This is a genomic window from Bacillus sp. FSL K6-3154 (assembly GCF_040869395.1).
GTDB classification, from domain to species: Bacteria; Bacillota; Bacilli; order Bacillales; family Bacillaceae; genus Bacillus; species Bacillus safensis.
The window spans coordinates 3101797-3116120 of the sequence record NZ_CP152033.1; the positions used below are offsets into that span (position 1 = coordinate 3101797).

General features: G+C 40.2%; 19 protein-coding genes. 17 read left to right on the forward strand and 2 right to left on the reverse strand.

Annotated elements, in window-relative coordinates; translation table 11 throughout:
- Positions 1-217: 217 nt before the first annotated feature.
- The 12 genes from MHH61_RS16020 (at position 218) to MHH61_RS16075 (ending at position 8396) form a co-directional block, all read left to right on the forward strand.
- Entirely contained in the window at positions 218-1114 is an 897-nt protein-coding gene (locus tag MHH61_RS16020; protein ID WP_075622945.1) for a manganese catalase family protein, read from the forward strand.
- A gap of 184 nt (positions 1115-1298) precedes the next feature.
- A complete protein-coding gene (locus MHH61_RS16025; protein ID WP_003212254.1) occupies positions 1299-1541 on the forward strand; it encodes a YkuJ family protein in 243 nt (80 codons plus the stop codon).
- 146 nt (positions 1542-1687) lie between these two features.
- Positions 1688-2203: a ribonuclease H-like YkuK family protein gene (locus MHH61_RS16030; protein ID WP_024426864.1), complete on the forward strand. Its 516-nt coding sequence runs from the start codon at positions 1688-1690 to the stop codon at positions 2201-2203.
- Between the two features lie 149 nt (positions 2204-2352).
- The gene (gene abbA / locus MHH61_RS16035) at positions 2353-2544 is read left to right on the forward strand and encodes an antirepressor AbbA (protein WP_003210802.1); all 192 of its coding nucleotides are present in this window, start codon (positions 2353-2355) and stop codon (positions 2542-2544) included.
- Positions 2545-2690: 146 nt separating this feature from the next.
- On the forward strand, positions 2691-3134 hold the full coding sequence (cbpB, locus tag MHH61_RS16040; RefSeq protein ID WP_034281593.1) for a cyclic-di-AMP-binding protein CbpB: 444 nt from the start codon (positions 2691-2693) through the stop codon (positions 3132-3134).
- 96 nt (positions 3135-3230) lie between these two features.
- Positions 3231-4112 carry a LysR family transcriptional regulator gene (locus MHH61_RS16045; protein WP_024424721.1) on the forward strand — a complete coding sequence of 294 codons (882 nt, stop codon included), beginning with the start codon at positions 3231-3233 and terminating at the stop codon, positions 4110-4112.
- A 123-nt stretch (positions 4113-4235) separates the two neighbouring features.
- Entirely contained in the window at positions 4236-4712 is a 477-nt protein-coding gene (locus MHH61_RS16050) for a flavodoxin (RefSeq protein ID WP_125586286.1), read from the forward strand.
- Positions 4702-5595, forward strand: coding sequence for a hypothetical protein (locus MHH61_RS16055; RefSeq protein WP_041108804.1), 894 nt, complete (start codon positions 4702-4704; stop codon positions 5593-5595). The genes MHH61_RS16050 and MHH61_RS16055 overlap by 11 nt, the downstream gene beginning before the upstream one ends.
- A gap of 49 nt (positions 5596-5644) precedes the next feature.
- On the forward strand, positions 5645-6070 hold the full coding sequence (locus MHH61_RS16060) for a flavodoxin (protein WP_029706705.1): 426 nt from the start codon (positions 5645-5647) through the stop codon (positions 6068-6070).
- 109 nt (positions 6071-6179) lie between these two features.
- Positions 6180-6890, forward strand: a complete 711-nt coding sequence (gene dapD / locus MHH61_RS16065; RefSeq protein ID WP_008347987.1) for a 2,3,4,5-tetrahydropyridine-2,6-dicarboxylate N-acetyltransferase — start codon at positions 6180-6182, stop codon at positions 6888-6890.
- A gap of 82 nt (positions 6891-6972) precedes the next feature.
- A complete protein-coding gene (locus tag MHH61_RS16070) occupies positions 6973-8103 on the forward strand; it encodes an N-acetyldiaminopimelate deacetylase (protein WP_125586284.1) in 1131 nt (376 codons plus the stop codon).
- 50 nt (positions 8104-8153) lie between these two features.
- Positions 8154-8396, forward strand: coding sequence for a YkuS family protein (locus tag MHH61_RS16075; RefSeq protein WP_024424725.1), 243 nt, complete (start codon positions 8154-8156; stop codon positions 8394-8396).
- Positions 8397-8418: 22 nt separating this feature from the next.
- On the opposite strand, the gene MHH61_RS16080 is transcribed toward MHH61_RS16075, so the two are convergent.
- Positions 8419-9228 carry a mechanosensitive ion channel family protein gene (locus tag MHH61_RS16080; RefSeq protein WP_024424726.1) on the reverse strand — a complete coding sequence of 270 codons (810 nt, stop codon included), beginning with the start codon at positions 9226-9228 and terminating at the stop codon, positions 8419-8421.
- Between the two features lie 271 nt (positions 9229-9499).
- Here MHH61_RS16080 and ahpA point away from each other — a divergent pair, with 271 nt between their 5' ends.
- The 3 genes from ahpA (at position 9500) to rok (ending at position 11637) form a co-directional block, all read left to right on the forward strand.
- Positions 9500-10042 carry a biofilm-specific peroxidase AhpA gene (gene ahpA / locus MHH61_RS16085; RefSeq protein WP_003211758.1) on the forward strand — a complete coding sequence of 181 codons (543 nt, stop codon included), beginning with the start codon at positions 9500-9502 and terminating at the stop codon, positions 10040-10042.
- A gap of 82 nt (positions 10043-10124) precedes the next feature.
- Complete coding sequence (locus tag MHH61_RS16090; RefSeq protein ID WP_024424727.1) at positions 10125-10583, forward strand: TlpA disulfide reductase family protein; 459 nt, start codon at positions 10125-10127, stop codon at positions 10581-10583.
- A 481-nt stretch (positions 10584-11064) separates the two neighbouring features.
- On the forward strand, positions 11065-11637 hold the full coding sequence (rok, locus tag MHH61_RS16095) for a transcriptional regulator Rok (RefSeq protein ID WP_024426871.1): 573 nt from the start codon (positions 11065-11067) through the stop codon (positions 11635-11637).
- A 47-nt stretch (positions 11638-11684) separates the two neighbouring features.
- Here rok and MHH61_RS16100 read toward each other — a convergent pair whose 3' ends face one another.
- The gene (locus MHH61_RS16100; protein ID WP_125586282.1) at positions 11685-12602 is read right to left on the reverse strand and encodes a sigmaE regulated sporulation protein; all 918 of its coding nucleotides are present in this window, start codon (positions 12600-12602) and stop codon (positions 11685-11687) included.
- Between the two features lie 85 nt (positions 12603-12687).
- On the opposite strand from MHH61_RS16100, the gene MHH61_RS16105 reads away from it, so the two are divergent.
- Both MHH61_RS16105 and MHH61_RS16110 read left to right on the forward strand, forming a co-directional pair.
- On the forward strand, positions 12688-13269 hold the full coding sequence (locus MHH61_RS16105; protein WP_125586281.1) for a molybdenum cofactor guanylyltransferase: 582 nt from the start codon (positions 12688-12690) through the stop codon (positions 13267-13269).
- Between the two features lie 30 nt (positions 13270-13299).
- Positions 13300-14316 carry a ThiF family adenylyltransferase gene (locus MHH61_RS16110; protein ID WP_034623325.1) on the forward strand — a complete coding sequence of 339 codons (1017 nt, stop codon included), beginning with the start codon at positions 13300-13302 and terminating at the stop codon, positions 14314-14316.
- The last annotated feature ends 8 nt before the right edge of the window (positions 14317-14324 follow it).

Sequence of the window (14324 nt, forward strand, 5' to 3'; positions counted from 1 at the left end):
AAAAATGGTTGACAATGAAACTGATAATCATTATCATTTAGTTATAGAGAGAAGCTACTCTCTGTTCCCCAACCCCTCTATCAGATCAAGATCCAAAAAACTTGGCGCTACCCCCGCCAAGTTTTTTTGTGCTTCAATCTTTCCCTTCATGCATAGGACAGCCCAAACCTTCCATACATCTTAAGTGATGATAGTTAGACGGTAGGAGGGAAACATCATGATCAAACGTGACATGCGGCTGCTCATTGATTTGCCAAGGCCAGATCACCCAGATGCAAATGGTGCCGCTGCTGTGCAAGAATTACTCGGCGGAAAATTCGGTGAAATGTCCACATTAAATAATTACATGTTTCAATCCTTTAACTTTAGAGGAAAACGAAAACTTAAACCGTTTTATGACCTCGTATCCAGTATTACGGCTGAAGAATTTGGTCATGTTGAGCTTGTAACCACAGCCATCAATCTCATGATTACAGGAACCACCCATGGCGGGGACCCAGATACGACGCCGATGAAGGCAGCTGTCGATAAACGAAATACACAGCATTTTATTCAAACAGCCCAAACAGGCTATCCGTTTGATTCAATGGCAAAACCTTGGACCGGAGAGAATGTGTTCTCAAGTGGCAACCTCATTCTTGACCTTCTCCATAATTTCTTTCTTGAATGCGGAGCACGTACGCACAAAATGCGCGTATATGAAATGACGGACCATCCTACAGCAAGAGAGATGATCGGTTATTTACTTGTCAGGGGCGGCGTGCATATTGTGGCATATGCAAAGGCACTTGAAGTCGCTACAGGAGTAGATGTTGGGAAGATGCTGCCAATCCCAAACCTCGACAACAAATACTTTGACTCAGCGAGGAAATTTGAAGACCAGAATGTTCATACAAAGTTGTATACATTTAGTGATACGGATTACAAGGATATCAATAAAATTTGGAAAGGCAGCCATCCGATTGATGGAAAGCCGCTGACAGTCATTGAGGGCACCCCGCAAGGTGCACCTGTGCCAGATTATAGAGAATTACCGGAAGAGTTTGCTCCAGGCATTTCAAAAGAGGATTTTGATGAAATTGCGAAACGGCTGATGAGATCTGCTGGTTTATAAAAATCATGGTGCATGAGATGAGAAAAAAGACTCAAACTAAAAAAACAGATTCTTTTTCTTTTTTTGAATTCAAGAGGAAAAATATCATCTGAGAACACTTTATGGTATGATGCTTTGTAGGACTTGTGTATAATCAATACGGGTTCATCTTGAGTTGTTTTTTTGAAAGGAGTCTTTTTTTAGAATGTCACAATTAATGGGTATCATTACAAGGCTGCAAAGTCTTCAAGAGACAGCAGAAGCTGCAAACGAGCCGGCACAGCGTTATTTCGAAGTGAACGGTGAGAAAATCTGTAGTGTTAAGTATTTCGAAAAGAATCAAACGTTTGAATTGACTGTTTTTCAACAAGGGGATAAGCCAAATACTTTCCCATTTGACAACATTGATATGATTTCGATTGAGATTTTTGAGCTTCTACAATCCTAAGCTGAATCGTATGAAATGTTTTTTCTGAGGATTCCTTCGTTTATTGCGGCAGCATACATGGATCATCATAGATGATATGTACAAATGGAAGATGATCAATCAGCGCATTTTTCGGATAAGAGACCATTAAAAAGGAGTTCCTTTCTGTGAGTGATTCTTTTTTCTACAATCTTTCTGAAGATCATTTAGCGTTTTCTGATGTCGTCATGAGAATGAAAGACTTTATTCGAAAAGACCCTAGATCCGCCTATGTGTTATCAATTGGTACGGACTCTCAGGTCAATCAAAATGTCACAACATTTATGACTGCAATTCATCTCCACCGGATTGGCAAAGGAGCTTGGGGCTGTCTCACACAACAAGTGATCGAGAGACCCGTGCAAAGTCTTAGAGAAAAAATTTCATTAGAGACAGCGTTTAGCCAAAAGGTATGTGCAGACATCCTTGAGGGGCCTTTAACAGAACTGATGGATTTGCTTCTTCCGTTTGCTGAGGAAGGGGCAGACCTTCGTTTTGAAGCCCATCTGGATATTGGCAAAAAAGGAAGTACAAAAGAGCTGATTCAGGAAATGACCGGAATGATCACAGCTATGGGAATTGAAGCGAAAATAAAACCCGACTCATATGCAGCATTTTGCTATGCCAATCGATACACAAAATAAATTCCGTCATTTTTCTCCAAACCTTGTCGAAACGTGCGGTTGACGATTCGATTCTAGTTCCTTATTCTAGCTGTATAGAGAGGAAGCAGACATTCAAAAGCCTGCTAATCAATATAAAAGCATATATGAAACAGGGGGCCTGATGTTGAATGAGCGTCATCGAAAATCGTTTTAATGAAGAAGAGAAAAAGCTATTATTAAACGTATTGCTGAATCAGGAATATGCTGTCGAATTACTAAGCAGTGAGATCAATGATATAGAATGTGGAACAAAAAATGTCGACGACAATACGTATAAGCAATTGATCACATTGTATGACAGAGTAAGGTTTGAGAATTAATATTGATTTAACATTCTATTAGATACTCGGGGGCTGAGTATCTTTTTTATGCAGAAAAAATCTTTCGACAAATTTCGTTTTAGTTTATGCTTAATGGTAAAGGGGAATGTATGATTGATGATTGAGAGAAAAGGGGTCGAAGAAACATGATAGAGATAGAACCGACTCAATTGCTTGAGTCAACAGTAGCCGAGCATATGATTGATGCAGATAAGGTGGCACATGTTCAAATTGGAAATAATCTTGAGCATGCCCTATTGGTTCTAACAAAAACAGGATATACAGCCATACCGGTATTAGACGCTTCTTATCATTTACACGGGTTAATCGGAACGAATATGATTATGGATAAAATCTTCGGTTTAGAACGTATCGAATTCGAGAAGCTCGACCAGTTGAAGGTTGAAGAGGTCATGCTGACGGATATTCCGAGACTTAAAACAACAGATCCTGTACTAAAAGGCGTTCACGCTGTGACGAATAATGGATTTGTTTGTGTAGAAAATGAGGAGCAGGTCTTTGAAGGCATTTTTACTCGACGAGTTGTATTAAAGCGCTTAAATGAGGTCATTCATTCCGCAAAAAAATGAGCTGCAGCCCAGCTTATTTTTTTTGCCTTCATAAGTTAAAATTTATATAATGAGCATATAAAATAAGGAAAACTTATAGAGAGAAAGGGGACACCCATGCAGCTTCAGGAGTTACATATGCTTGTTGTGCTAAGTGAAGAATTGAATATGAGAAAGGCTTCAGAGCGGCTCTTTGTCTCCCAGCCTGCATTATCTCAAAGATTGCAGACGATCGAAAAGGAATGGGGTACCAAAATCTTTTTTCGTTCACAAAAGGGGCTGACTGTGACCTCGGCAGGTGAACAGATTATTCAATTTGCAAAAGAGGTGACGGTTGAACAGGATCGAGTGAGAGAGCGAATTGATGAACTTGAGGGTGATATTCACGGTACACTCAAGCTTGCGGTGGCGTCGATTATTGGACAGCACTGGCTGCCAAAGGTGTTAAAACGGTATGTTGAAAAATACCCAAATGCCAAAGTATCACTCGTTACTGGCTGGAGCAGTGAAATGCTCAAAAGCTTGTATGAAGACCACGTGCACATAGGAATCATTCGCGGAAACCCTGATTGGAAGGGGACAAAGGAATACTTGATGACAGATCATTTATATTTAGTTGATTCCGTGATCAAGGACGTAGATGAATTAATCAAGACAGAGCGGCCATTTATCCAATTTAAAAGCGACAGCACGTATTATCAGGAAATCCAGCACTGGTGGCACCAAAAGTTTAAAGTGTCTCCAAAGCAGACGATTTTAGTAGACCAAATTGAAACATGTAAACAAATGGCCTACCACGGCATCGGCTACGCCATTTTGCCTTCTGTTACCTTATATGACCACGAAAAAAGTGTTTATAAAACACCGCTTGTTGATGTGAACGGAGAGCAAATCGGCCGTGACACATGGCTGCTAGGCTATGAAGCGTCTTTTCAGTTAAAACAGGTGCAAGCTTTTGTTGGTGTGGTTAAAGAAATGCTTGAGAATGATGCCGTGTAAGTACCTTCTTAGAATTAGGAGGTACTTTTTTTTATGAAATCATTTGACAATGAAAATCATTATCATTTAAAGTGTACATATAATAATTGAAAATGATTATCATTTAGATGAGGTGACCGATAGATGAAAGCACTAATTGCATTTGCGAGTATGTCTGGAAATACGGAAGATATGGCAGCGATCTTAAAGCAAACACTTGAAGGAAAAGGGGTCGATACAGAGATGATGGAGTTTGATGATACGAATGCTGAAGACCTTTCCTCATACGATTACGTATTCATTGGTTCTTACACTTGGGGTGATGGAGATTTGCCATATGAAGCTGAGGATTTTTATGAAGAGGTCTCTACGCTTGAACTTCGTCAGATCAAAGCAGCTGTCTTTGGATCGGGTGATTACAGCTATCCGAAGTTTTGCGAGGCTGTCCATACATTCCATGACATGCTGAAATCAACGGGTGCCTCTGTTTTTCCTGAAACATTAAAAATGGAGCTTGCACCGGATACAGATGAAGATGTGGCGTGCTGTCAGGAATTTGCTGCGAGCTTTTTAACGTGGGCTGCTTTATCTGAGAAACGAGTTGAAAATCATGTTTCATAAAGGAGCAACAGCCGTTGCAGCATCTAAAAGTGGTGGATACTTTGTTGCTGTAAAACGTGAAGGTATTTTTCACTATAATGTGGAGAGCGGATGGCAGCAGCTGTTTAAGCTCAAGCATAAAATCCATGCGATCAGCTATATTGGCCCTTATTTATTCGGTGTTGGTGAAAATGGCACAGTAATTAGATCAGGAGATGAAGGCAACACATGGGCGTTATCTTCATTCCCAACAAATGCAGTCGTTTGGTCTATTACAGGACGTAAAGATGGGTTTGTATGTGCGCATGGAAAACATAGTATCTATGTGTCAAATGATTTCGGAATTTCCTGGGAAATTATGAAGCCGTTTGCTCATGTGAATCATCCGCCGGTCATTCGTTCTTTATGTGCTGCAGGTGACCATCTTTATATTGGAACACAGATTCATGAGGTTCACGGAGGAATATGGGTGTATGACTTGCAAAGTGAACAGGTTTTTCTTCTAAACAGAGAGGAGCACCGAATGACAGCTTCTATGCTGCTCTGTCATGAACATCTTCTTGTTTGTGCATTAGGTTCAAAAAAAGGCAAAAAAGGATCTGTTCAAATTTTAGATTTACATACAAATATTCTGCATGATATTCAATCACAGGCCTTTGCTAAAGAAGAATCATTTTTGGATGTGTCTGAGGATAATGGCATTGTGTATGTGACCACCTCACAAGATGAACACGGATTTTCTAAAGTGTATCAGCTTGATATTGAGCAAAAAGAGCTCAAATGGTTTGATACGATCAAAGGACACGGTTTTCGTGTAGCCAATCAAAACGAAAACTTTTTCTGTGCGGGTTTATATGAAAGTAAGTTTGTCAGGCCATATGAGGAGCCTGCATTGATTCATTGATAAGGAGGAAGAAAAAGTGACAGAAAAGGTTTTATTGGTATATGCCACGATGTCTGGAAATACAGAAGCGATGGCAGATTTAATTGAAAAAGGTATAACGGAAGCAGGAGCCAGCGTAGACCGGCATGAAGCGATGGATATTGATGCCGAGCTGCTCAATGATTACTCGCACATTATGTTAGGTGCGTATACATGGGGAGATGGCGATCTTCCGGATGATTTTATTGATTTATATGAAGAAATGGAAGAGCTTGATTTAACGGGAAAAGCATTTGCAGTATTTGGTTCTGGCGATACATCTTACGAACATTTTTGCGGAGCTGTTGACCTAATTGAAGAAAAAGTGAAGGAGCTTGGCGGTGACATTGTCCTGCCCTCAGTTAAGATTGAGCTGAATCCAGAAGGGGAGGAAGAAGACGAATTAATATCTTTTGGCAGACAATTTGTTCAGCTTCACCAGCAAGAAGCGGGATAATCGGTCCCGCTTGTTTTATTTTCCATTGCGGAGATGACTCTTTCACTTGTCATTAAAACACTCCTTTGGTACAGTAATGAAGTATAAATTAAGAGGAGGACATACATACATGAAACAAATGGACGCTAATGAAATTATTTCATTTATTCAAAATAGTACAAAATCAACACCTGTCAAAGTCTATATCAAAGGTGACTTAGAAGGTATTGAGTTTGGTGAACATGCAAAAACATTCATCACAGGAAACACTGGAGTTGTTTTCGGTGAGTGGAGCGAAATTCAAGAAGCGCTAGCATCTAACAAAGATAAAATTGAAGATGTTGTCGTGGAAAATGACCGCCGCAACTCTGCAATTCCGATGTTAGATTTGAAAAACATTAAAGCCCGTATTGAGCCAGGGGCAATCATTCGTGACCAAGTTGAAATCGGTGATAATGCAGTCATTATGATGGGTGCTTCTATTAATATCGGTTCTGTGATCGGCGAAGGTACGATGATTGACATGAACGTGGTGCTTGGAGGCCGTGCGACAGTAGGTAAGAACTGTCATATCGGTGCTGGATCTGTTCTTGCAGGTGTCATTGAGCCGCCGTCTGCTAAACCAGTTGTTGTAGAAGATGACGTTGTCATCGGTGCGAACGCTGTTGTTCTAGAAGGCGTGACAATTGGTAAAGGTGCAGTAGTAGCTGCTGGTGCAATCGTTGTAAACGATGTAGAGCCTTACACAGTTGTAGCAGGTACACCTGCTAAGAAAATCAAAGACATTGATGAGAAAACAAAAGGTAAGACTGAAATCAAACAAGAACTGCGTCAGCTTTAATTCATATAATTCGCAGCTGAAGACAAAGACGTGGATGAGATATCCACGTCTTATTCGTATAGAAGAAAGGAAGTGAGTTCACTTGTTAAATCGTGAGCAATTAATATCCATTCGAAGAGATTTACACCAAATCCCTGAACTTGGTTTCCAAGAATTTAAAACACAAGCGTATCTCATTCAGCACCTTAATACCTATTCAAAAGATCGAGTTGAGATTGAAACGTGGCGAACTGGGCTTTTTGTGAAAGTGAAGGGAACAAATCCAACGCGCGTATTTGCTTATCGTGCAGACATGGACGGTCTGTCTATTCCTGAGGAAACAGGGTATCCATTTGAATCTGTGCATGAAGGAAAGATGCATGCATGTGGACATGACCTTCATATGACCATTGCACTTGGTATCATTGATCATTTCGTCCATGAACCGATCAAAGAAGACGTATTATTTATCTTCCAGCCGGCAGAAGAAGGTCCAGGCGGAGCTGAACCGATGCTTGCAAGTGATGTATTGAAAAAATGGACGCCAGACTTTATTACAGCGCTGCATATCGCACCTGAATATCCTGTTGGAACAATTGCTACGAAGTCTGGTTTGTTATTTGCCAATACGAGTGAGCTTGTGATTGAGCTTGAAGGAAAAGGCGGACACGCTGCATATCCTCATTTATCCAATGATATGGTTGTTGCTGCAAGTGCACTTGTAGGTCAGCTGCAATCGGTTATTTCGCGTAATGTCGACCCCCTTGATAGTGCGGTCATTACAGTCGGTACAATTACCGGTGGAACGGCTCAAAATATTATTGCGCAGCATGCAAAGCTTGACGGTACCATTCGCACACTATCCCCAGAGTCTATGGACAAGGTGAGAAAGAGAATTGAAGCATTGGCAAAAGGCATTGAAATTGGCTACGAATGCAAGGCAACCGTTCGATACCCTTCATCTTATTACGAAGTGGACAATTCAAAGGATTTGACTGAGGAATTTATGTCATATGTAGCCGAAGAAGGGCTAGCAAATGTGATTGAATGCAGAGAAGCCATGACAGGAGAAGATTTTGGGTACATGCTGAAAAAGTATCCCGGCTTCATGTTTTGGTTAGGGGTCGATTCAGAATACGGCCTGCACCATGCAAAGCTCCAGCCTGATGAAAACGCGATTGAAACAGCTGTGAAAGTCATGACGGCTTATTTTAAAAAGCAAGCTGGCGAATGAATAATCGAGCTGCCTCCTGTACACCTTATGAACAGGAGGTGTACTTGATTATGACAAGAATTGGTGTAGAACAATCTTTATCCGATGTAGAAGAACTATTGAAGCAAAAAGGGTATGATGTCGTACGTATTCAAAATGAACAGCAAATGGATCAGTGTGACTGTTATGTCGTCACAGGACTAGATTCAAATGTTCTTGGCATTTCAGACACAACAACAAAGGCATCTGTTATTACAGCATCAGGTATGACGGCTGATGAAATTTGTCAAGAAGTAGAACAGCGTGTTCAATAAAACAAGAAAAAGAACCGGTAGATTATGATCCCGGTTCTTTTTGCTCTTTTTCTATATCGAGTACTTCTTTCATTTTTTTGCGCAAGATTCGTTCCACTCGCCATTGCTCCATTGTTTCAGTTTTCGCTATGATGCGCAGCACAAGGGAAGAGGAACCGAACGCCTCTACGCCGACAACTTGAGGACCTTCGATAATTTGCGGAGTTTCCTCCCGCACTTCATCACAGGCAGCTTGGAGGGCTGTGATCATCTGATCCACATTTTCATCCGGTGACAGCTCAATATCAACGAGTGCCTGCATCGTCCCTCTTGAATGATTGCTCACATTCAGTATGCTGCGATTTGGAATGAAATGAAGGGTGCCGTCAAAGCTTCGAAGCTGCGTGGTTCTTAGGCCAATTTGTTCGACAATCCCATCAAAGCCCGCGACCGTTATATATTCTCCTACATCAAATTGTTTTTCCAATAATATAAAGAATCCGGTCACAATATCACTCACTAACCCTTGAGCGCCAAAACCGATCGCAAGTCCCACAACGCCCGCACCTGCCAGCAAAGCGGTTGGGTTATAATGAAATAAGTCGAGGATCATCACAACTAGAATAAAAATCAATAAGTAGGCGAAAATATTTAACGTCAAACTTTGCAGTGTCTGAGCTCTTGATAAAGAGACTTCATGCTTTTCAGCGAATGTTGAATAGGCGCGCTTAATCATCTTGTTTCCTATGGCTCTGATGATAAAGTAAATGGCAAAAATGGCGACTAGTTTTAGCAAAATCATACTGCTATTGAGGATAATGGAAACCCAATCTACTTGTTGAAATGCTCTCATAATCTTCAAAACCTTTCTATGTATGCTCTAAAAGAGAAGCTAATCATTTGTTCCCTTATGCAAGTCATGTTAAACTTTTGATAAGTAGAGCAGGAATTGTGACAAATCGTTAATTAAATTTATTATTAATTAATATTGACTAAAAATCGCATAAGTATTATAATTGTAATTGTGAAGTTATTAACTAAATGAGAATTTTAAGTTTTGATTCTCATTTTATATACAGCTAAGAAGACTGTATAAAGATATTATTTTTTGGAGGGATTTACATATGGCAGAGCGTTTTGTAGGAAAACAAGCTCCACGTTTTGAAATGGAAGCAGTACTTGCTAACAAGGAATTTGGTAAAGTAAGTTTAGAGGAAAACATGAAGAATGACAAATGGACAGTTCTTTTCTTCTATCCAATGGATTTCACATTTGTTTGCCCAACTGAAATTACAGCAATGAGCGATCGTTATGACGAGTTCGAAGATTTAGATGCAGAAATCATCGGTGTATCTACTGATACAATCCACACGCATCTTGCTTGGATCAATACAGACCGTAAAGATAATGGTCTAGGTGAATTAAAATACCCATTAGCTGCTGATACTAACCACACAGTATCTAGAGAATACGGCGTTTTAATTGAAGAAGAAGGAATTGCTCTTCGCGGTTTATTCATCATTAACCCAGAAGGCGAACTTCAATATCAAACAGTATTCCACAACAACATCGGTCGTGATGTAGATGAGACATTACGTGTTCTTCAAGCATTACAAACTGGTGGACTTTGCCCAGCGAACTGGAAACCTGGTCAAAAAACACTTTAATTGATAGCTGAAGAAACAAGAGGGTCTAACTGATGTTAGACCTTTTTGTTTCGACACATACAATGGATGGAGGCGCTTCATAATGAAATTACGTCAACCAATGCCAGAACTAACTGGTGCAAAAGAATGGTTAAATGGAGAAGTAACAAAAGAAGATTTGATTGGTGACAAACCAACATTGATTCATTTCTGGTCTGTCAGCTGTCATCTTTGTAAAGAGGCAATGCCTCAAGTCAATCAATTCCGTGATGAATACAAGGATCAACTAAACGTTGTGGCAGTTCATATGCCTCGTTCAGAGGATGACCTAGATCTAGAAAAAATCAAAGAAGTTGCGAAAGAGCATGAAATCACGCAGCCAATCTTTGTGGACAGTGATCATCACTTAACAGAAGCCTTTGAAAACGAATATGTACCGGCATATTATGTATTTGATAAAACAGGTGCTTTGCGCCACTTCCAAGCCGGCGGAAGCGGAATGAAAATGCTTGAAAAACGTGTCAATCGAGTGCTTTCTGAGTCTGAAAAGGCTGCAGAATAAGCTTTTCCCCCATAAATGGGGGTTTTTTCATGGACAAAAATAAGAAGCATATGGCTTCGGATGAGTTTTTATGTAGGTGTTATTCCTAAGAAAAGAGAAAATGAGGGAGTTTATTAAAAAATATCCCTGAAACAAAAAGGTATAACGACCTATTTACATTTTTGTTTTGAAATGAAAATGTAAAGATTTTAACTTTTTACTATTCAGAACGTTTTTGCACAAAAGAAATTTCAGTTAGGTAAATAACTATATAAATCAAGTAGTATAAGCGTTTATTCAATTTTTTTACAATATTTTAAGGTTTGTCAAAAGCCTATAGTGGCAATGAAATGGGTGCCGATTTTTCCTCTTTGGCAAAATTTTAGTTGAAAATACCTATCTGTTAGCAAACTGTAAAATGATAAAAAAATAGTTGATAAAATTAGTTTTCTAATCTAATATTTACTATAGAATATTTTTTATATGATGAGGGGGAAATCCATTGTTTAATGAGAGGGAAGCGTTACGTTTACGATTGGAACAATTAAACGAGGCAGAAGTAAAGGTCATCCGTGAATATCAAATTGAGCGAGATGCGATTTATGCAAAATTAAGAGAATTAGACCGTCAAGGAACAGGTCTAGTGTCAGATACAAAAAAAGAAGTACGTACAGAGAGAAAGACGGATTCACTGCCTGTATTAGCTGAGCTTGCTGCGCAAGAAATGAGAAGCTACCAGCAGCCGGCACAACCACAATCATCATCTTTAGGAACAGGACAGCTAAACGGTGCACCTGTAGGTATTCCTGAAGGATCGACAAGACGCAGAAGAGGCACAGCTCGTCCTGGCTCTAAGGCAGCGAAGCTTCGTGAAGCTGCGATTAAAACGTTAAAACGTCATAATGCAGCGATTAAAAGCTCAGAACTTCAAAAAGAGATCGAAAAAGAGAGCGGTCTTGAAATCCCAAATATGACAACGTTTATGCAAAGCTTAATTAAAATGTACCCTGAAGTGAAGAAGCCTTATCGCGGACAGTATATTTTAGAAGGCGACATTCAAACAGAAGACGAATAAATAAAAAACTGCTGAGCGTAAAAGCCAGCAGTTTTTTATTTCGAGAATTACTTCTTTTGATCAACTGTATAGACAATTTTGCGTTCCTTGGGCAGGTGATCACGCTGTTTTTTGAAGCTGTCGATTTTGACTGTCATGACCTCTCCATTACGCTGCACTGCATCAACGTGTTCCTGAAGTGTTTGAACTTGTTCGTTGAGTTTCTTCAAGATCGGTTCGATTTCTTCTGTCGTTTGCAGGATCCGGTCTCGTGAGAATGGCTGTGCATTTGTTTTTTCTGACTGGTCAATATCAGCAAAATGAGAGGCGATCCATTCTTCGCTTTCTGCTAACTGTTTTTGATAGTTTGTGAGCGTTTCGTAAAAAATCGCTTCTTTTGCTTTTTCTATTTGCAGCAATTTCTCTTGTGTTTCATAAAAACGCTCTTGAAGGTGTCTGACGCCTTCCTGTAATACATGAAACTCTGCATTTTTATCGCTCAATGTTTGCTGCAGCTTCTCAATCACTGCGGATAAAGTATTTCCTTTTTTCTCCTCTTTTGCAAGCTGTTTATCTTGATCCTCTATCCGCTCATTTAATTGTTGAGAGATTTCCTTATATTTGACAACTTTCAAATGCAGCCTGTGTTTTTCTTCGGTTTCTTTTCTTCTATGATAGGTTTCCTTTTGCAGCATCTCATGGAGAAGGACAATTTTATGTATTAATTCTGATTTGCTGTAGGAGAGTTCCTGTATTTTTGAGGCAGCATCGTGTTGATCATTGGTCATTTCATCCAATTGTTGTTTTAATTGCGTGAAATCCTTTTTCATCTCATGATATTCTTGAGTTAACTTCTTATTTTTAGAATACGTATATGAGGACTGTAAATCAGAGATCATTTGTTGATATTTGGCAGTTTCAGCTTTTAAGTATAAATTCTCTTGAGATAAATCATGGAATAGGGGAGAAGCATGGCGCCTGTTCATCGATAGACCCTCCTTATTCATGTTACCAATAAAGTATGCGAAAGGAGTGCGATTAGAACAACCATATCAAAGGAGGACTTAGAGGATGCACGTAGTGAATGTCATTTTAGCTGGAGGCGCTTCCAGACGCTTTGGAGAGCCAAAGGCAAGTCATATGTATCAAGGGAAACCATTATATGAGCATGTGAAAGAGCAGCTTTTAGAAGGGCAGACAGTTATCATCAGCCATCCGTCGCTTCTTCCTTTTTTCAAAGCAAGAGGTGAACAAAGTGTGTGGTTAGATGATGAAGAGGTGCGCGGATGCGGACCGCTTGCCGGCATATATACGGCGATGCAAAAGCAAGAGGCAGAATGGTATTTAGTAACGGCATGTGATATGCCTTTCATACGGAAGGAAACGGCGAAAGTATTATCGTCCTATTGCAGCGAGCACGCAGATGCCATTATCCCGCTTGTTCAGGGCAGATTACAGCCTTTATTTGCGCTTTATCACCGCCGCTCTCTGCCGTTTATTCGCGCGTGTTTAAAAGAGAATCAATTTGCCGTCAAGGACTTGCTTCAAAAGCTTCAAGTGCGTATCGTTTCAGAGGAAGAACTGAACGTGACATCAAATGAATTTCGTAATATCAATAAAAGAAGCGATTTACCTGAAAACGGTATGATATGATACATAAAAAACGGTGAGGAGAGAACAGCATTGAATGACCGATATTCAAGACAAATCTTGTTCCCTCCGGTTGGGGAAAAAGGACAGCATGCGCTGGTTGAAAGTCATGTTCTGATCGTTGGAGCCGGTGCTCTTGGTACCGCCTCTGCGGAAGGGCTTGTTCGGTCTGGCATCGGTACGCTGACGATTGTCGATCGTGATTATGTGGAATTTTCAAATTTACAGCGGCAGCAGCTGTATACGGAACATGATGCATACGCACATGTGCCAAAAGCAGCAGCGGCAAAAAAACGTCTCGAGCAGATCAATCATGAAGTGACGATACACGCCCTGATTGAAGATGCAGGGGCGGAGCTGTTAAGGCCGTTATTTCAGAGAGCAGATATCGTCATTGATGCAACAGATAATTTTGAGACAAGAATGGTGATGAATGATTTATCACTAGAAACGAAGACGCCTTGGATATATGGCGCTTGTGTGAGCAGTCAGGGGATGTATATGACCATATTGCCGGATAAAACGCCATGTTTATCATGTGTGTTCACGGCAATGCCTGTTGGCGGCTTGACGTGCGATACAGCGGGGATTATTTCACCTGCCGTTCAAATGGTTTCTGCTTATCAGCAAACAGAGGCACTCAAATATTTAACTGGTCATGAAGAGCAAATCGAGCGGAAATTTGTCACGTTTGATCTTTGGCAGTCTACATCATTTAAAATGGATTTATCTCGCACTAAAGAGAAGACCTGTCCAACTTGCGGCACGGCAAGAACCTATCCTTATTTACATGATCAGCGTAAAAAATCGACGGTCCTTTGCGGACGTGACACCGTTCAAATTGTATCGAAGGATTTAGCAAAACTATCATTTCAGCATATAAAAGAGCGGCTCTCATCTTTATGTGAGGTGGAAGTAAACGACTTCTTAATCCATGTACGCTACGAAAACTACCGAATGGTCTGTTTCAAAGGGGGACGTGCATTAATCCATGGAACAAATGATGAAAAAGAAGCCAATTCATTACTAGCAAGACTGCTAGGGATATAGGAGTGATG